The 17,576-nt window shown below is 72.7% G+C and carries 15 protein-coding genes; 7 read left to right on the top strand and 8 right to left on the bottom strand.

Annotated elements, in window-relative coordinates:
- Positions 1-8: 8 nt before the first annotated feature.
- From AC07DF_RS02220 to AC07DF_RS02205, 4 genes are read left to right on the top strand one after another with little or no spacing between them, the layout of a single operon-like run.
- Entirely contained in the window at positions 9-1,532 is a 1,524-nt protein-coding gene (locus AC07DF_RS02220; protein ID WP_478967552.1) for an AMP-binding protein, read from the top strand.
- Positions 1,533-1,555: 23 nt separating this feature from the next.
- A complete protein-coding gene (locus tag AC07DF_RS02215) occupies positions 1,556-3,145 on the top strand; it encodes a class I adenylate-forming enzyme family protein (protein ID WP_478966096.1) in 1,590 nt (529 codons plus the stop codon).
- Positions 3,142-4,320, top strand: coding sequence for an FAD-dependent monooxygenase (locus AC07DF_RS02210; protein ID WP_478966094.1), 1,179 nt, complete (start codon positions 3,142-3,144; stop codon positions 4,318-4,320). Before AC07DF_RS02215 ends, AC07DF_RS02210 begins: the two co-directional genes overlap by 4 nt.
- A gap of 13 nt (positions 4,321-4,333) precedes the next feature.
- Positions 4,334-5,131 carry an aminotransferase class IV gene (locus tag AC07DF_RS02205; protein ID WP_478967551.1) on the top strand — a complete coding sequence of 266 codons (798 nt, stop codon included), beginning with the start codon at positions 4,334-4,336 and terminating at the stop codon, positions 5,129-5,131.
- A gap of 75 nt (positions 5,132-5,206) precedes the next feature.
- Here the strand turns inward: AC07DF_RS02205 and AC07DF_RS02200 are convergent, their stop codons facing one another.
- Both AC07DF_RS02200 and pdxR read right to left on the bottom strand, forming a co-directional pair.
- Positions 5,207-5,674: a carboxymuconolactone decarboxylase family protein gene (locus AC07DF_RS02200; RefSeq protein ID WP_478966092.1), complete on the bottom strand. Its 468-nt coding sequence runs from the start codon at positions 5,672-5,674 to the stop codon at positions 5,207-5,209.
- A 63-nt stretch (positions 5,675-5,737) separates the two neighbouring features.
- A complete protein-coding gene (gene pdxR, locus AC07DF_RS02195; protein ID WP_478966090.1) occupies positions 5,738-7,126 on the bottom strand; it encodes a MocR-like pyridoxine biosynthesis transcription factor PdxR in 1,389 nt (462 codons plus the stop codon).
- A 47-nt stretch (positions 7,127-7,173) separates the two neighbouring features.
- On the opposite strand from pdxR, the gene AC07DF_RS02190 reads away from it, so the two are divergent.
- The 3 genes from AC07DF_RS02190 to AC07DF_RS02180 are packed head-to-tail and all read left to right on the top strand — an operon-like array spanning position 7,174 to position 8,845.
- Positions 7,174-7,689: a carboxymuconolactone decarboxylase family protein gene (locus AC07DF_RS02190; RefSeq protein WP_478966088.1), complete on the top strand. Its 516-nt coding sequence runs from the start codon at positions 7,174-7,176 to the stop codon at positions 7,687-7,689.
- Entirely contained in the window at positions 7,686-8,132 is a 447-nt protein-coding gene (locus AC07DF_RS02185) for a carboxymuconolactone decarboxylase family protein (RefSeq protein ID WP_478966086.1), read from the top strand. The genes AC07DF_RS02190 and AC07DF_RS02185 overlap by 4 nt, the downstream gene beginning before the upstream one ends.
- Positions 8,129-8,845, top strand: coding sequence for an isocitrate lyase/PEP mutase family protein (locus tag AC07DF_RS02180; RefSeq protein ID WP_478966085.1), 717 nt, complete (start codon positions 8,129-8,131; stop codon positions 8,843-8,845). The genes AC07DF_RS02185 and AC07DF_RS02180 overlap by 4 nt, the downstream gene beginning before the upstream one ends.
- A 6-nt stretch (positions 8,846-8,851) precedes the next feature.
- On the opposite strand, the gene AC07DF_RS02175 is transcribed toward AC07DF_RS02180, so the two are convergent.
- The 6 genes from AC07DF_RS02175 to AC07DF_RS02150 all read right to left on the bottom strand — a co-directional run bounded on the left by AC07DF_RS02175 (position 8,852) and on the right by AC07DF_RS02150 (position 17,312).
- On the bottom strand, positions 8,852-9,808 hold the full coding sequence (locus tag AC07DF_RS02175; protein WP_478966083.1) for an ABC transporter substrate-binding protein: 957 nt from the start codon (positions 9,806-9,808) through the stop codon (positions 8,852-8,854).
- A gap of 1 nt (position 9,809) precedes the next feature.
- On the bottom strand, positions 9,810-11,759 hold the full coding sequence (locus AC07DF_RS02170) for an ABC transporter permease (RefSeq protein WP_478966081.1): 1,950 nt from the start codon (positions 11,757-11,759) through the stop codon (positions 9,810-9,812).
- A complete protein-coding gene (locus AC07DF_RS02165; protein ID WP_478966079.1) occupies positions 11,759-12,829 on the bottom strand; it encodes a quaternary amine ABC transporter ATP-binding protein in 1,071 nt (356 codons plus the stop codon). The genes AC07DF_RS02170 and AC07DF_RS02165 overlap by 1 nt, the downstream gene beginning before the upstream one ends.
- 41 nt (positions 12,830-12,870) lie before the next feature.
- A complete protein-coding gene (locus tag AC07DF_RS02160) occupies positions 12,871-14,403 on the bottom strand; it encodes a GMC family oxidoreductase (protein WP_478966077.1) in 1,533 nt (510 codons plus the stop codon).
- An 89-nt stretch (positions 14,404-14,492) separates the two neighbouring features.
- Positions 14,493-16,013, bottom strand: coding sequence for an aldehyde dehydrogenase family protein (locus AC07DF_RS02155; RefSeq protein WP_478966075.1), 1,521 nt, complete (start codon positions 16,011-16,013; stop codon positions 14,493-14,495).
- Positions 16,014-16,322: 309 nt separating this feature from the next.
- Positions 16,323-17,312: a malate dehydrogenase gene (locus tag AC07DF_RS02150; RefSeq protein WP_382489546.1), complete on the bottom strand. Its 990-nt coding sequence runs from the start codon at positions 17,310-17,312 to the stop codon at positions 16,323-16,325.
- Between the last annotated feature and the right edge of the window lie 264 nt (positions 17,313-17,576).

The raw sequence follows: 17,576 nt of genomic DNA, 5'->3' as shown, positions 1-17,576 counted from the left end.
AGGCCGAGATGACCAGGCCTGAGGTCGAGCTGAACCCGGCCGAGGCCGAGGCCCCCGGGAACATGGCGGCCCAGCTCGCCGAACTCGCCGAGCGGCGCGGGTGGAGCGGCCGGACCGCCTTTCACCAGGGCCACCGGGCCTGGACCCACGGGGAGGTGCACGACCTCGCGGCCCGCGCGGCCACCGTGCTCGCCGAGTACGGCGTACGCCCCGGGGACCGGGTGCTGCTGGCGCTGCCCGACTCGCTCGCCTGGGTGACGGCCTTCCTCGCCACCGCCCGCCTCGGTGCCGTCGCGGTCCTGGTCAACCCCGAACTACCCGCGGCCGACCATGTGTTCCTGGCCGAGGACACCGGAGCGCTGCTGTGCGTGACGGGGCCGGGCCTGGAGGAGCGGTTCGCCCGCCGGTCCCGGCTCGGAGCGGATCAGCTGATGGCGCTCGCCCCGGCCGCCGAGCCCGCACCCGCCCACCAGGTCGACGCGCACGCCCCGCTGTACGTCCAGTACACCTCCGGCACCACGGGCCGCCCCAAGGGCGTCGTGCACACGCACGGCGATCCACGGACGTACCACGACCTGGTCGGCCGGCGGGTGCTGCGGATCACCGCGGACGACGTCACCCTGTCGGTGTCGAAGCTGTACTTCGCCTACGGCTTCGGCAACGCCCTCGTCTTCCCGCTGTTCTCCGGTTCGTCCGCGGTGCTGGTGGACCGGCGCCCCTCCCCGGCCACCATCGACGAGCTGGTCGCCCGGCACCGGGTGACGCTGCTCTACTCCGTGCCGTCCGCGTACGCCGCGCTGGTCGCCGAGCGGGGCCACGGACATGAGGGCTGCTTCGCCTCGGTGCGGGCCGCGGTGTCGGCCGGCGAGGGGCTGCCGGACGGGCTCGCACGGCAGCTGACCGCGCTGCTCGGGGCGCCGGTGCTGGAGCAGATCGGCTCCACCGAGGCCGGTCACGCGTTCTGCGCCAACGGCTTCGCCCACGACCACCCGGGCACCGTGGGCCGTCCCGTGCCCGGCTTCGAGGTGGAGCTGCGCGACCGTGACGGGCGCCCGGTGCCGGACGGCGAGGAGGGCGAGATGTGGGTGCGCGGGCCGACGGTCACCCCGGGCTATCTGAACCGGCCCGAGGAGACCGCGCGGACCCTGGTCGGCGGCTGGCTGGCCACCCACGACCGGGCGTGCCGCGAACCGGACGGCTCCTACCGGCATCTGGGCCGCGCCGACGACATGGAGATGGTCGGCGGCATCACCGTCTCCCCGCTGGAGGTGGAGGCCGTGCTGCGCCGCCATCCGGCGGTGCGGGAGGTGGCGGTCGCGGCGGTGCCCGACGGGCGGGGCGCGAGCCGGCTGCGGGCCTTCGTGGTGCCGGTCGCCTCCGCGCGTGACGGTCTGTCGGACGAGCTGATCGGCCTGGCGCGGGAGAGCCTCGCCGCCTTCAAGGTCCCCCGCAGCGTCAGCTTCGTCCCCTCGCTGCCGCGCACCCCGACCGGGAAGCTCCGCCGCCATCTGGTGCGCCGGGGGGCCTGGTGAACACCTCGGAAAGGAACGGCCTCATGCGACAGTCCCAGGACCGGCCCCGGCCCCTGCTCGCCGATCGCGGCTTCTATCTGGGACCGGTCTTCCGGCACGCCGCCGACCGGCACCGGGCCGTCTTCGTCACCCTGGACCGGCCGCTGGACGTCAACCCCTCCCTCGGGGTCGACCTGAGCTACACCGTGCTGGCCGACGTGGTGGAGGAACTGTCCGGGCGGCTGTGGGAGGCCGGGGTGCGGCCCTCGGAACAGGTCGTCGTGCACAAGGCCGACAACGTCGACATCATGCTGCTGACCTGCGCCGCCTCCAGGATCGGCGCCGTGCCCGTGCTGCTGTCGCCCGCGCTGGCCCCTCAGGTGGCCGGGCAGCTCCTCGCACGGCTGCGCCGCCCCTGGCTGATCACCGACGGCGCCACCCTGGACGGTCTGAAGGACCTCGCCCTGTCCGGGCTCGTGCGGCGCACGCTCTGCGTGGACGACGCGCCCGGGGCGGAGCCCCTGGCGAAGTACGCCGGCGCCGAGCCGCCCCCGCCGGTCCGGCTCCACCCCCGCGAGCCCGCCCTGATCACCCACAGCTCGGGCACCACCGGCGTCCCCAAGCTTGCCGTGCACTGCGCGCAGACCATGTGGAACCGGCTCGTGCCGCAGCAGGCGATGGGCTGGCCCACCCGTGGCGAGCCGGCGGCGCTGCACATGTCCTTCGTGCACTCGCGCCTCTACCATCTGCTCGGTGTGCTGCTGCACTTCGGCAGCCCGCTGGTGCTGATCACCGACCCGGATCCGGCCGCGGTGGGCCCGCTGCTGGTCCGGCACCGGCCCGGGATCGTGGAGACGCACCCCAACACGTTCGTGCTGTGGGAGGAGCTGGCCGACGCCCCCGGGGCCCCGCTGTCCCGGGTCCGGTCGTACGGCTCCACGTTCGACGCCATCCACCCGCGCACCGTACGGCGGCTGCTGGGCGCCTCCCGGCGCCGTACGCCCTGGCTGATCCAGCTGTACGGGCAGAGCGAGACGGGCCCGGTGGCGTTCCAGGTGGTGACGCGGCGCGGTGCCGCACGGGTGGACGGGCGCCGGGTCGGGATCGGGATACCCGGCTTCACCCGGGTCCGTGTCACCGACGCCGAGGGCAGGCGGGTCGCGCCCGGCACGCCCGGCCGGATCGAGGCCCGCACCCGGGGCCGGATCCTCACCTACCTGGGCATGCCGGAGCGCTACGACCGTCAGCTCACCGACGGCTGGTGGGAGATGGGCGACATGGGCTACCGGAGCCGCCTGGGCGCCCTGTACCTGATCGACCGTGAGGTGGACCGGATCGACGCCGTGCACAGCAACCTGGAGGTCGAGGACGCGCTGATGTCCCGGCTGGAGGAGCTGCGCGAGGTCGTCATCGTGCCGGGCGCGGACCGCGAGCCGGTGCCGGTGGTGTGCGTGCGCGGCGAGCGACCCCTGGACCCGGAGCGCTGGCGGAAGGCCACGGCGGGGCTGCCGGCGATGGCCGAGCCTCGGCAGTGGCGGTTCGAGGATCTGCCGATGACCGCGACGTGGAAGGTGAAGCGGGTGGAGATCGCCCGGATGCTGGCCGGCAGCAGGGCCGAAGGCGCCCGCGCATGACCATGGTCGTGGTCGTGGGCGCCGGACCGGTGGGCCTGTCAGCGGCCCTGGCCCTGCGCGGGCACGGACTGCCGGTGGTGCTGCTGGAGGCCGACCCCAAGGACCGGGAACGGCCGGGCAGCCGAGCCCTGTTCGTGCACCGGGAGACCCTTGGGCTGCTGGACGCGATGCTGCCCGGCCTCGCCGCCGAGATCACCTCGTACGGGCGGACCTGGCACACCCGGCGCACCCTCTACCGGGGGCGTGAGGTCTACGCCCGCACCTTCCCGCCGCCGTCGGGTCCCCCGCCCTTCACCAGCCTGCGCCAGACGGACACCGAACGGTTCCTGCGCGCGGCCTGCGAGGGGGCCGGGGTGGAGTTCGTGTGGGGCGCGCGCGTGGCGGGCGTGAGCACCTCGGAGACGGAGGTGCGGCTGACGGGCGAGGACGGGCGGGTGTGGACCGGCGCGTACGCCGTGGCCGCCGACGGCGCCCGCTCCGCGGTCCGGCGCGAGCTGGGCATCCCCTTGGAGGGCACGCACGGCGAGGGCTTCCACGTCGTGGTGGACGTCGCCGACGTGCCGGGCGCGGAGCTGCCGCTGGAGCGGGTCTTCCACTACGAGCACCCCGGGGTCGGTGGGCGCAGTGTGATGCGGGTGCCGTTCACCGGCGGTTTTCAGGTGGACCTGCAGTGCCGGGACGACGACGCGCAGGAGGAGTACGGCACCGAGGAGGCCGTGCGGCGCTGGCTGCCCGCGATCGTCGGGGACGGCTATGGCGACCGGATCATGTGGGTGTCGACGTACCGCTTCCTGCGCAAGGTGGCGGCCTCGTTCACCGATCCGGACGGGCGCGTGCTGCTGGCCGGGGAGGCGGCGCATCTCTTCCCGCCGTTCGGGGCACGCGGCATGAACAGCGGGATCGCGGACGCGGCTGCCGCCGCCGAGGCGATCGCCGCCGGGACCGGCGAGGCGGTCGCGCACTTCGCCGAGGTGCGGCGGGCGGCGGGCCTGTTCAACAGCGCCGCCGCCGGTACGGCCCTGGACCATCTGCGGCCGCACCGCCGTACCGTCCGGGTCAGGCAGCGGGCGGCGGCGGCCCTGGCGCCGGTGCTGCCGTGGTGCGGATCATGGCTGGAGCACGCGCCGTACGGGCCCCGGCACGGGGCGCCGGCCGTCGCGGGCCGCAAGTACTGAGGAGGAGCTGGTGGTGACACGACCGGCGGTGGCGGAAGGCCTGTGGACATGGACGCCCGGCCGTGGCCTGGCCGCCGCCCCGGAGCAGGAGGCCGGGGGGCGGCTGCTGGTCGCGGACTCGTGGCTGCTGCGCGAGGGCCGGGTGCGGGCCTATGCCCGGCACCGGGAGCGGTTCTCGCGGTCCTGCGTCGAGTGCGGCGGGCCGGAACCGCGCCTGCTGGTCGCGTTCTGGCAGGACGTGACGGCCGCGCTGCCGCGCACGGGTGAGTGGTTCCCGCGGGTGGAACTCGCGGCGGGCTCCCTGGAGTTGCGGCTGCTGGTGCGTCCCGCCCCGCCGCTCGGCACGGAGATCCGGCTGTGGGCGGCGGGCCAGGCCGACCCGAGGACGGTGCCCCGCCGCAAGGGCCCGGACCTGGAGACCCTGGCCCGGGTACGCCGCCGGGCCGCCGGCGAAGGGGCCGACGAGGCGGTGCTGATCGCGCCGTCGGGCACGGTGCTGGAGTCGGCCACCGCCGGCGTGCTGTGGTGGGAGGACGACACCCTGTGCCTGCCCCCGCCCCGGCTGCCCGTCCTGCCGAGTGTCACGGCCGGGCTCGTCCAGGAGCGGGCGCTGCGGTCCGGGATCCGGATCGCGCACCGCGAGCGGACCGTGGCCGAACTGGACGGCCGCGAGGTGTGGCTGGTGAACGCGCTGCACGGGATCCGGCCTGTCACGGGCTGGACGGGAAGGCCGATGGAAATGCCGCCGGTGGAGCGGGCCGGGGAATGGCGGACCTGGCTGGACGGCCTCATGGAGCCCCTGCCGAGCTGAATTAACAGAAGAACAGAGGACATGACGACGCCGGGCCGAAGGAATTCGACCCGGCGTGATTTCCGTTGTTCTTTTTCAGCTTTTCGGCACCATACGCGTGGCTATCGCGATGCGGTTGTAGGCATTGATGACGGTGGCCGCCCAGATCAACGCGGCGATCTGGTTCTCGTCGAAGACCTCGGCCGCCTCGGCGTACACGGCGTCCGGGACGCGACCGTCGTGGACCAGGGTCACCGCCTCCGTCAACGCGAGGGCGGCACGCTCCCGTTGAGTGAAGAAGGGCGTCTCCCGCCAGGCGTTCAGGGTGTAGAGGCGCTGCTCGGTCTCGCCCTGGGCGCGGGCGTCCTTGCTGTGCATGTCGAGGCAGAACGCGCAGCCGTTGATCTGCGAGGCGCGGATCCTGACCAGTTCGAGCAGTTCCGGTTCGACCTTGGCGTCCTGCGCCGCGGAAACGGCGGCGGAGTGCAGGGAACCCATTGCGGCGGAGACGCCCGGGGTGATTTTCTTCAGGGCCACACGGGATATGGAAGGGCTTTCGCTCATGGGGCGACCATATCCCCGGAATCGCATTCCCGAAGGGGAATTCGCGCGATTGTCAGGGCGCGATTATCCGGGCAGTACCGCGCACAGCGCGTCCAGCGCCCCCGACCAGGCGTGGTCCGGTGGCGTCCCGTAGCCCACGACCAGGGCGTCCACCGGCTCGGCGTGCGCGGCGGGGTGCTGGTAGCGGGCGAGTCCGTGGACGGCGAGGCCCTGCCAGTGCGCGGCCTGGACCACGGACTGCTCGGTGCCCGGCGGCAGCCGCAGCAGGACGTGCAGACCGGCCGCGATGCCGGTGACCCGGGCCCCGGGAGCGCTGGCGGCGACGGCGGCGACCAGGGCGTCCCTGCGGCGGCGGTAGCGCAGGCGGGTCGCGCGCACATGGCGGTCGTAGGCCCCGGAGGCAAGGAACTCGGCCAGGGTCAGCTGGTCGAGCACCCCGCAGGTGTCGACGCCGCCCTTCGCCGCCGCGACCTCCTCGGCGAGGCCCGGCGGCAGCACCGCCCAGGCCAGCCGCAGGCCGGGGGCGAGGGACTTGCTGGCCGTGCCCAGATAGACCGCCCGGTCGGGGTCCAGGCCCTGGAGCGCGCCCACGGGCTGGCGGTCGTAGCGGAACTCGCCGTCGTAGTCGTCCTCCAGCACCAGCCCGCCGGTGCGGCGCGCCCAGTCGACGACGGCGGCGCGGCGGTCGCGGTGCAGGGGCACGCCCATGGGGAACTGGTGGGCGGGGGTCAGGAGGATCGCGTCGGCGCCGGACAACTCGCCCGGGTCCGTGCCCAGTTGGTCGAAGGGCAGCGGGGTGGTGGCCAGGCCGGCCGCGGCGAGGAGCCTCCAGTGCGCGTCGAGCCCGTACGACTCGACCGCTACGGTCCCCGCCCCGCGTGCCCGCAGGACCGTGCCGAGCAGCTTCAGGCCGTGCGCGAACCCGGCGCACACCACGATCCGTTCGGGGTCGGCGCGTACGCCCCGGGCCCGGGAGAGGTAGCCGGCGAGCGCGGCCCGCAGCTCCGGGCGGCCCCGGGGGTCGCCGTAGTCCAGCGCGTCGTACGGGGCGGCGGTGAGGGCGCGGCGGGCGGCCTTGAGCCACTGCGCGCGCGGGAAGGACGCGAGGTCGGGGCTGCCGGGGCGCAGGTCGTAGGCGGGGCGGGCGTGGGCGCGGGGGTGGGGTGCCGTACCGGCCGGCGGGACGACCGTCCTGGCGGCGACCCGGGTCCCCGAGCCCTGCCGGGCGGTGAGCCAGCCCTCGGCGGCCAGGTCGGCATAGGCGTCGGCGACCGTGTTGCGGGCGATGCCCAGGTCGGCGGCGAGCGCGCGGGAGGAGGGCAGCCGGGTGCCGGGGGCCAGCCGGCCGGAGCGCACCGCCTCGCGCAGGGCGTCGGTCAGGCCCCGGCGCAGGCCCGGGCCGGTCGGCTCCACGTGCAGGTCGATGCCCAGAGTGGCCCATGGTTCCGCCATGGAAATGGACCATACTCCTGGGCTGCTTCCTTCCTAGGGTCGGGAGCATGACGACGCACACCGATGACACGACGACGACAGGCGCGGAGTACGCAGCCGAGCGGCCCGCCCGCCTGGAGTGGGCCAAGCACGCGCCCGACGTCTACAAGGCGATGGTCCGGCTGGAGACCGCCGCCCGGCAGGGCCTGGACCACACGCTGTACGAGCTGGTGAAGATCCGTGCCTCCCAGATCAACCACTGTGCCTTCTGCATCGACATGCACACCAAGGACGCCCTCGCGTCGGGCGAGAGCGTCGAGCGGATCGTGCAGCTCAGCGCCTGGGACGAGTCGCGGCACTTCTACACCGCGAAGGAGCTCGCGGCGCTGGAGCTGACGGAGGCCGTGACGGTCCTGACGGAAGGGTTCGTCCCGGACGAGGTGTACGAGCAGGCCGCGCGGCACTTCGAGGAGGCGGAGCTGGCGCAGCTGATCGCCGCGATCACGGTGATCAACGCCTGGAACCGGTTCGGTGTGACCTGCCGGATGGCGCCGGGGCACTACCAGCCGGGCCAGTACAAGTGACGGCCCGGACCCGGCTGCTGGATCCGGCGGTCGGCGGGGCCATGGCCGCGCTCAGCAAGGTCGCCAAGCGGGGCTTCGGTGACCCGGCCCTGGCCGAACTCGTCGTGCTCCGCGCCTCGCAGCTCAACCAGTGCGCGTTCTGCCTCGACATGCACCTGGCGATCGCGCGCGAGTACGGGGTGAGTGAGAAGCAGATCGACCTGCTGGCCGCGTGGGAGGAGGCCGAGGACGTCTTCGACGAGCGGGAGCGGGCCGCGCTGGCGCTGACGGAGGCGGTGACGCTGCTGACGGCGGGCTTCGTGCCGGACGAGGTGTACGAGCGGGCCGCCAAGCACTTCGACGAGGCCCGGCTGGCCCATCTGATCGGGCTGGTCGTCGCCATCAACAGCTGGAACCGGGTGATGGTGAGCCGCCGGATCCCGCCGGGAGGTCACACACCATGAGCAAGGCCGATGTGTTCCGCGCCCTGCACCACCACCGGGTGCCCGGCGACCCCCTCGTGCTGCCCGGCCCCTGGGACGCGGCCACTGCCCGGGTGTTCGAGGAGGCCGGCTTCCCGGCGCTCGCCACGCCCAGTGCCGGAGTCGCCGCGTCCCTGGGGTACGAGGACGGGCAGACCCCGGCCGACGAGATGTTCGCCGCGGTGGCCCGGATCGTCCGGGCCGTCGGCGTGCCGGTGTCGGCGGACGTGGAGGGCGGTTACGGACTCGCCCCGAAGGAACTGGTGGAGCGGCTGCTGGAGACCGGGGCGGTGGGCTGCAACCTGGAGGACTCCGAGGACGGGGTGCTCAAGGACCCGCGCGCGCACGCCGAATGGCTCGCCGAGGTGCGGTCCGTGGCCGGTGACCGGCTCTTCGTGAACGCCCGCGTGGACACCTTCGCCTGCGGGGTCGCCGATCCCGGACGGGCCATCGAGCGGGCCGCGTTGTACGTCGCCGCGGGCGCCGACTGTGTCTACCCGATCGGGGCCCCGCCGGAGGTGCTGCCGCTGCTGCGGGCCGGTATCCAGGGGCCCGTCAATGTGGGAGCCCTGGTCGACGAGGGCCCCTCGCCCGCCGAACTCGGCACGCGAGGGGCCACCCGGATCACCTTCGGGCCGGGACTCCAGCGGCGCGCGGCCCGCGCACTGCGGGAGATCGCCGCCCGGCTGACGTAGGACGCGTCAGGACAGCCACTTCTTCCATGTGGACTTGTGGCTGTCCACCCACTTCTTCGCCGCCTCCTCCGGCGTCATCTTCTGGTCGGCGATCATCAGGGAGACCTCGTTCTGGTCCTCGGTCGTCCACTTGAACTTCTTCAGGAAGGCCGCCGCCTTGCCGCCCTTCTTCGCGAAGTCCGCGTTGAGGTACTTCTGCAGCGGCGTGTGCGGGTAGGCGCAGGCGACCTTCTCCAGGTCGGCGTCGCAGCCCTCCTTGTACGCCGGCAGCTTCACCTCGGTCATCGGGACCTTCTTGAACAGCCACTGCGGGGAGTACCAGTAGGTGAGGAAGGGCTTCTTCTCCTTGGCGAACTGCCGCATCTGGGTGATCTGCGCCGCCTCGGAGCCGGCGAACACCACCTGGTAGTCCAGCTTCAGGTTCTTCACCAGCGCCTTGTCGTTGGTGACGTAGGACGGCGAACCGTCCATCAGCTGGCCCTTGCTGCCGCTCTCGGGGGTGCGGAACTGGTCGGCGTACTTGTTGAGGTTCTTCCAGTTCGTGACGTCCGGGTGCTTCTTGGCGAAGTACGTCGGGACGAACCAGCCGATGTGCCCGGTGACGCCGAGTCCGCCGCCGGGCGCGATCGTCTTCTTGTCCTTGACGTACCGCTGCTCCTGCTCGGGGTGGCCCCAGTCCTCCAGGAGCGCGTCGACGCGGCCCTGGCTGAGCGCGTCCCATGCGGGCACCTCGTCGACCTGGACGGTGTCGACGCGGTAGCCCAGCTCGTTCTCCAGGAGGTACTGGGCGACGGCCACGTTGGCCTGGGCGCCCACCCAGGACTGCACGGACAGGGTCACGGACTTGGCGCCCTGCGCGTTGGCGAAGGGCGAGGCCTGCTTGGTCATGTCGGCCGCGCCGCAGCCGGTGAGCAGCGCCAGGGAGCTCACGGCGGCGATCATGGCAGTCGTACGGACTCGCATGTCACGCTCCCTTCTTCGCGCGCCGCTCGGTGGGCTGGGTCACCCGGTCGAGCATCAGGCCGAGGCAGACGATCGCCGCGCCGGCCACCAGACCGGTCGCCAGGTCGCCCTGGGCGAGGCCGAAGACCACGTCGTAGCCGAGCGCGCCACCGCCGACCAGGCCGCCGATGACGACGACGGCGAGGACCAGGACGAGGCCCTGGTTGACGGCGAGCAGCAGGGCCGGCCGGGCCAGCGGGAGCTGGACCTGCCGCAGCTGCTGCCAGCTGGTCGCGCCGAGCGAGCTGGAGGATTCCAGCGCGGCCGGGTCGACCTGGCGCAGGCCCTGGGTGGTGATCCGGACGACGGCCGGCAGCGCGTACACGATCGCGGCCGCGACGGCCGGGGCGCGGCCGACGCCGAACAGGGCGACGACCGGGATCAGGTACACGAACTGCGGCATCGTCTGGAACACGTCCAGGACGGGCCGCAGCAGCCGCTCCAGACGGTCGCTGCGGGCCGCCGCGATGCCGGTGGCGAAGCCGACGACAAGGGTGACGGCGACGGCGGCGAGGACCTGCGACAGGGTGTCGAGGGAGGGCTTCCACACGCCGAGCACGCCGATGGCGGCCATGGCGAGGACGGCGGTGAGCGCGGTGCGCCAGGTGCCGATCACCCAGGCCAGGGCGGCGACGATCAGCAGGACCGACCACCAGGGCAGTGACTGCAGGCCGTCGCGCATCGGGTCGAGCACCCAGGTGGTGAAGTGGCCCGCCCAGTCGGCGGTGCCGCCGACCACGGGGACGCCGGAGTAGAGGTGCGCGGTCATCCAGTCGACCGCGCGGTTGACGGGCTCGGCGATGCCGACGACCCAGGCCTCGGGCCAGTCGAGCCGCCCCGCGACCCGGCCGGCGACGGCCACGGCGGCGAAGGCGACCAGGGCGTACAGCCAGCCGCGCCCGCGCCGGGGCTCCGGTTCGGCGCCGAGCCGCTCCCCGGCCGCGCCCGTGACGCGGTCCAGGACGACGGCCAGCAGCACGATCGGGATGCCGGCGGCGAGCGCGGCACCGACGTCGACCGAGGCCAGCGCCTGGTAGACGCGGTCACCGAGACCGCCCGCGCCGATGACGGCCGCGATGACGGCCATCGAAAGCGCCATCATGATCGTCTGGTTGAGGCCGAGCAGGAGTTCCTTGCGGGCCAGCGGGATACGGGCCGTCAGCAGCCGCTGGCGTGCGGTGGAGCCGAGCGACTCGACCGCCTCCAGCACCTCCTTGTCGGCGCCGCGCAGACCGAGCGAGGTCAGCCGGGCCATGGGCGGGGCGGCGTAGATGACGGTGGCCAGGACGGCCGCCGGGACGCCGATGCCGAAGACCAGCACGACCGGCAGCAGATAGGCGAAGGCCGGGAGCACCTGCATGGTGTCCAGGACCGGGCGCAGCAGGCGGTCCATCCGGTCGGACAGCCCGGCGGCGAGCCCGAGCAGCGCGCCCACCACGACCGACGCGAGGACCGCGACGACCATCAGGGCGAGCGTCTGCATGGTCGGCACCCACATGCCGAGCAGGCCGCAGGCCAGGAACGCGATGCCCGTGCCGAGCGCGAGCCGGATGCCCGCGACGCGCCAGGCGACCAGCGCGCCCAGGGCCGTGACACCCGCCCATCCGACGGCCAGGAGGCCGAGGTAGACGGCTCGTACGGCGATGACGACGACGTTGCTGACGTGGCCGAAGAAGTACAGGAACAGCGGGTGGCTGTCGCGGTTGTCGATGATCCAGTCGCTGGCCTTGGCGAGCGGCTCGGAGAAGTCGACGGTCAGGGCGGCCGGCCAGCTGCCGCTCGCCCAGCGGGCGTTCGCCAGGGGGACGAGGATCGCGGCGGCCAGGGCGAGGAGCAGCAACTTGTGCACGGCCCGGTGCCTGAGGAGGCCGGGCAGGCCGACCCGGGGCGGGTTCGCGGTGATGGTCGCCATCACACCGCCTCCTTGGACTTCTCCGTCCCGGGCGGAGCCGGCTGCTCCGTGCCGGCGACGACACCGAGCAGCGTGTCGGAGTCGACCATGCCCACGCACCGGCCCTCGTCCACGACCCGGGCCGGGACGCCGGCGCGGGCGACCGCCTCGATCGCCTCGGAGACCGTCGCGTCGGGCCGCACGGCCGGTCCGCTGCCGTCCAGGTCCGCCGACGGGTTGCGCATGGCCGTACGGACGGTCATCACCTGCTCGCGCGGGACGTCCCGGACGAACTCGCGGACGTAGTCGTCGGCGGGCGAGCCCACGATCTCCTCGGGCGTGCCGAGCTGCACGACCCGGCCGTCGCGCATCAGGGCGATGCGGTCGCCCAGCTTGAGGGCCTCCTGGAGGTCATGGGTGATGAAGACCATCGTCCGGCCCTCCTCGTGGTGGAGCCGGACCACCTCCTCCTGCATCTCGCGCCGGATGAGGGGGTCGAGCGCGCTGAACGGCTCGTCGAAGAGGAGGACTTCGGGGTCGACGGCGAGCGCGCGGGCGAGGCCGACGCGCTGCCGCTGGCCGCCGGAGAGCTGGCTCGGGCGGCGGTGCTCCATGCCTTCCAGGCCGACCTTGGCGACGACCTCGGCGGCGCGCTCACGCCGCTCGGCCTTGCCCATGCCCTGGATCTCCAGGCCGTAGGCGACGTTGTCGAGGACCGTGCGGTGCGGCAGCAGGCCGAAGTGCTGGAAGACCATGGCGGCGCGGTGGCGGCGCAGTTCGCGCAGCCGCGAGCGGTCCATGGCGCGGACGTCCTCGCCGTCGATGGCGATGGTGCCGGCCGTCGGTTCGATGAGCCGGGTCAGACAGCGCACCAGCGTGGACTTGCCGGAGCCGGACAGGCCCATGACGACGAAGACCTCGCCCTTGCGCACATCGAAGGTGACGTCGCGGACGGCGGCCGTGCAGCCGGTGCGGGAGCGCAGCTCGGCGGGGTCGAGGGCGGTGAGCTCGGGGTCGGCGGGAACGCGGTCGGCCTTGGGGCCGAACACCTTCCACAGGCCCTCCACCGAGAAGACGGGGGTGGTGTCCATGCTCTGCTCCTCCGTGGGGGGTTCGAGGGTCGGAATCTCGGTCACCGGTCACCACCACCGATCAGCTCGGCGGCCTTCTCCCCGACCATGAGCACGCCGATCATCGGGTTCACGGTGGTCATGGTGGGGAACACGGAGGCATCGGCGATGCGGATGCCCTCCAGGCCGCGGACGCGCAGCTCGGGGTCGACGACCGCGAGCCGGTCGTCGGGGTCGCCCATCTTGCAGGTGCCCGCGGGGTGGTAGACGGTGTGCGCGACCTTGCGGGCGTACTCGCTGAGCTCGGCGTCGTCGGTCACGTGCGGGCCGGGCGCCACCTCGCGCTTGAGCCAGCCGGCCAGCGGCTCGGTCCTGGCGATCTCGCGGGCGATCTTGATGCCGTCGACGAGGGTCTGGCCGTCGTAGTCGTCCTCGTCGGTGAAGTAGCGGAAGTCCAGGGCCGGCTTGACCTCGGGGTCGGCGCTGGTCAGGTAGAGCCGGCCGCGGCTCTTGGGCTTGGGGATGTTCGGGGTCATCGAGACGCCGAACTCCGGCCGCTGGTAGCCCAGTCGCTCCGGGTTGTCCGTGAAGGGGATCTGGTAGAAGTGGAACATCAGGTCGGGGTGCGGCCGTTCGGGGTCGCGGCGCACGAACAGGCCGGCGTCGGAGTCCATCGCGGAGTTCTCCGGGATGGGTCCGTTCGTCTCCCACACGATCACCGACTCGGGGTGGTCGAGCAGGTTCTCGCCGATGCCCGGCAGATCGTGCGTCACGGGTATGCCGAGCTTCTCCAGGTCCGCCTTCGGGCCGATGCCGGAGTGCATCAGCAGCCGGGGCGAGTCGACCGCGCCGGCGCAGAGCAGGACCTCGTTGCGGGCCTTGACGAGGATCTCCTCGCCGTCCTTGGTGCGGACGTGCACGCCCTCGGCGCGGTTGCCGTCCAGCTCCAGCTTGTACGCCCAGGTCTCCAGCAGGATCGTCAGGTTGGGCCGCTCGTCCATCACCGGGTGCAGGTACGCCACCGACGCCGAGGAGCGCTTGTTGTTCTCCGGGTGGTAGGCGAGGTCGAAGAAGCCGACGCCCTCGGTGAACGGCTTCTTGTTGAAGCCCTCCACGCGCGGCACGTTCAGCGCCGCCTGGGCCGCGTCGACGAAGTCGCGGGCGATGGCGTTCCGGTCCTTCTCGTCGACCGGGACGACGTTGTTGAGCAGGCGCGCGAAGTACGCCTCCATCTGCACCGCGCCCCAGCCCTTGGCGCCGGCGGCCTCCCACTCGTCCCAGTCGGCCGGCAGCGGCTTGAAGGCGATCAGGGTGTTGTGCGAGGAGCAGCCGCCCAGGACCCGGGCGCGGCTGTGCCGGATATGCGAGTTTCCGCGTGGCTGCTCGGTGGTGGGGTAGTCGTAGTCGAGCTCGCCGCCCAGCAGGCCCATCCAGCGGCGCAGGGTCAGCACGTCGTCGCGGCCGACGTCGCTGGGGCCGCCCTCGATGACGGCGACGGTCACGTCGGGGTTCTCGGTCAGACGGGAGGCAATGACGGAACCTGCGGTTCCGCCGCCTATCACGACATAGTCGTACTCGTGACTGGTGTGGGACATGGCGTACTTGCTCCAGAGGGGATGAACCAGAGGGGACGTAGAGGTCGGCCCGAAGGGCGCGGGGTGCGCGGGTGCGCGGGTGCGGGAGGTCAGCCCGCGAACCAGCGCACCGGCTTCGGAGCGAGGTTCTGGTAGACGTGCTTGGTCTCTCGGTACTCGGCGAGTCCGGCCGGGCCGAGTTCCCGGCCCACTCCGCTCTTGCCGAAGCCGCCCCACTCCGCCTGCGGCAGGTAGGGGTGGAAGTCGTTGATCCAGATCGTGCCGTGCCGCAGCCGGCCGGCCACGCGCCGGGCGCGGCCCGCGTCGGAGGTCCAGACACCGCCCGCGAGGCCGTACTCGGTGTCGTTGGCGAGGGCGACGGCCTCGTCCTCGGTGCGGAAGGTCTCGACGGTGAGGACCGGTCCGAAGACCTCCTCCCGGATGACACGCATCTCGCGGTGGCAGTGGTCGAGGACGGTCGGCTCGTAGAAGTAGCCGTTCTCGGGGCGCTGCGGGGACGGCTCGGGGCGCTTGCCGCCGGAGCGCAGTACCGCGCCCTCCTTGAGGGCGGACTCGACGTACATCTCGACCTTGTCGCGCTGCTGCTCGGAGACCAGCGGGCCGCACTCGACGCCGTCCTCGGTGCCGCGGCCGAGCCGGATCTTCTCGGCGCGGCGGGCGAGTTCGGCGACGAAGCGGTCGCGGACCGACTCCTCGACGATGAGGCGGGCGCCGGCCGAGCAGACCTGGCCGCTGTGGATGAAGGCAGCGTTGAGGGCCTGGTCGACGGCGGTGTCGAAGCCCTCCTCGGTGGCGCAGGCGTCGGCGAAGACGACGTTGGGGTTCTTGCCGCCGAGCTCGAGGGCGACCTTCTTGACGGTCGGGGCGGCGGCCTCGGCGACCTTGGTGCCGCTGACCAGGCCGCCGGTGAAGGAGACCAGGTCGACGTCCGGGTGTTCGGAGAGCCGTGCGCCGACCGAATGACCGGGCCCGGTGACGATGTTGGCGACACCGGCGGGCAGCCCGGCCTCGACCAGCAGCTCGATGACCGCGATCGTCGTCATCGGCGTGATCTCGCTCGGCTTGATGACGAAGGTGTTGCCCGCCGCGAGCGCCGGGGCGATCTTCCAGCTGGCCTGCAGCAGCGGGTAGTTCCAGGGCGTGATCATCGCGCAGACACCGATGGGCTCGTGCACGACGACGCTGTGGATGTCGGGCGAGCCCGCGTCCACGACCCGGCCGGGGGCCTCGCCGGCGACCAGGTCGGCGAAGTAGCGGAAGGCGTCGGCGACGCAGTCGATGTCGACGCGGCCCTCTTCGACGGTCTTGCCCGCGTCCTGGGCCTCCAGCCGCCCGAGCTGCTCGCGGTCGCGCACCAGCAGGTCGGCGACGCGCCTCAGCAGCGCGGCGCGCTCGGTGACGGGCGTGCGGGGCCAGTCGCCCTCGTCGAAGGCGCGCCGGGCGGCGGCGATCGCCAGGTCGGTGTCTTTCTCGTCACCCTCCGCGACCACGGCGAACGGCAGCGCGTCCGCGGGGTCGAGGATCTCCCGGGTGGCGCCGGAGACGGCCGCACGCCACTCGCCCCCCGCGTGGATGGTGCTGCGCGCCTGAAGTACGTTGCTTTCCGCCATGACCGCTTTCGCCTTCCGTTCCTGATCAGCGCCCTTGTGTCACACACGTGTCACTAAGAGACCGAGTGCGCCTGCCCTCGCCCTCTGGATGCATGCACGATCCGTGGCCGAAAGTGCGCTGTGTCACTGGGGATGCGGGCAAACGGGGGCGAATCACCCGCCAATCAGGTGCGGCTGACGTCAGGCCGCCCGAGGCCGGAAGCCCTCCGGCGGGGACTACGACCCGGGGCTGGCAACGCGGTAAGCGCGCAGGCCCCGTACCGGCCGGAGCCGGTACGGGGCCTGCGCGGACGCGCGGAGAGGCTCCGGTCAGATGAGGCCGAGGCCGCGGACCGCCTCGCGCTCCTCCTCGAGCTCCTTGACGGAGGCGTCGATCCGGGCGCGGGAGAACTCGTTGATGTCCAGGCCCTGGACGATGTCGTACTTGCCGTCCTTGGTGGTGACCGGGAAGGACGAGATCAGGCCCTCCGGGACGCCGTACGAACCGTCCGACGGGATGCCCATGGAGACCCAGTCGCCGTCGGCGGTGCCGTTGACCCACGAGTGGACGTGGTCGATGGCGGCGTTCGCGGCGGAGGCGGCCGACGAGGCGCCACGGGCCTCGATGATGGCGGCGCCGCGCTTGGCGACGGTCGGGATGAAGTCCTCGGCCAGCCACTTCTCGTCGTTCACGACCTCGGCGGCGTTCTTGCCGGCGACCGTGGCGTGGAAGATGTCCGGGTACTGGGTGGCGGAGTGGTTGCCCCAGATCGTCAGACGCTTGATGTCGGCGACCGTCGAGCCCGTCTTCTTCGCGAGCTGGGTCAGCGCGCGGTTGTGGTCGAGGCGGGTCATGGCGGTGAAGCGCTCGGCCGGTACGTCCGGCGCGGCGGCCTGGGCGATCAGGGCGTTGGTGTTGGCCGGGTTGCCGACGACCAGGACCTTGATGTCGTCCGCGGCGTGGGCGTTGATCGCCTGGCCCTGCGGCTTGAAGATGCCGCCGTTGGCCTCGAGGAGGTCACCGCGCTCCATGCCCTTGGTACGGGGGCGGGCGCCGACGAGCAGCGCGACGTTGGCGCCGTCGAAGGCGACGTTCGGGTCGTCCGAGATGTCGATGCCCTGGAGGAGCGGGAACGCGCAGTCGTCCAGCTCCATGGCCGTGCCCTCGGCGGCCTTGAGCGCCGGGGTGATCTCGAGGAGGCGCAGCTTGACCGGCACGTCCGCGCCGAGCAGCTGACCGGAGGCGATGCGGAAGAGCAGGGCGTAACCGATCTGGCCGGCCGCGCCGGTGACGGTGACGTTCACGGGAGTGCGGGTCATGGCGTTCTCCGTATGACAGCTGGCGGTGGGGCGGTCCCTGCCCCGGACGTCTGATCGATCTCTTGGCGTCAAGAGATCCACCAGCGGTCAGGCTATCGCGCATCCGGTATCTCGCACGGCCGGGTAGGTGTGGCCCACCCCACAACCCGCCCGGCGCCCATGCGAAAGGCGGCCGCCCGTCCGGGAGAGAGGGACTGGGGCGGCCGCCGGGGGGAACCGACCGTGCCGGACTCCCGTGGGGGTACGGTTCGCCTGCCCCCGATT

This window comes from Streptomyces sp. NPDC044719 (genome assembly GCF_056433405.1).
Note: the sequence above shows the minus strand (reverse complement) of the source record. Positions and strands in the feature narration are given on the sequence as shown.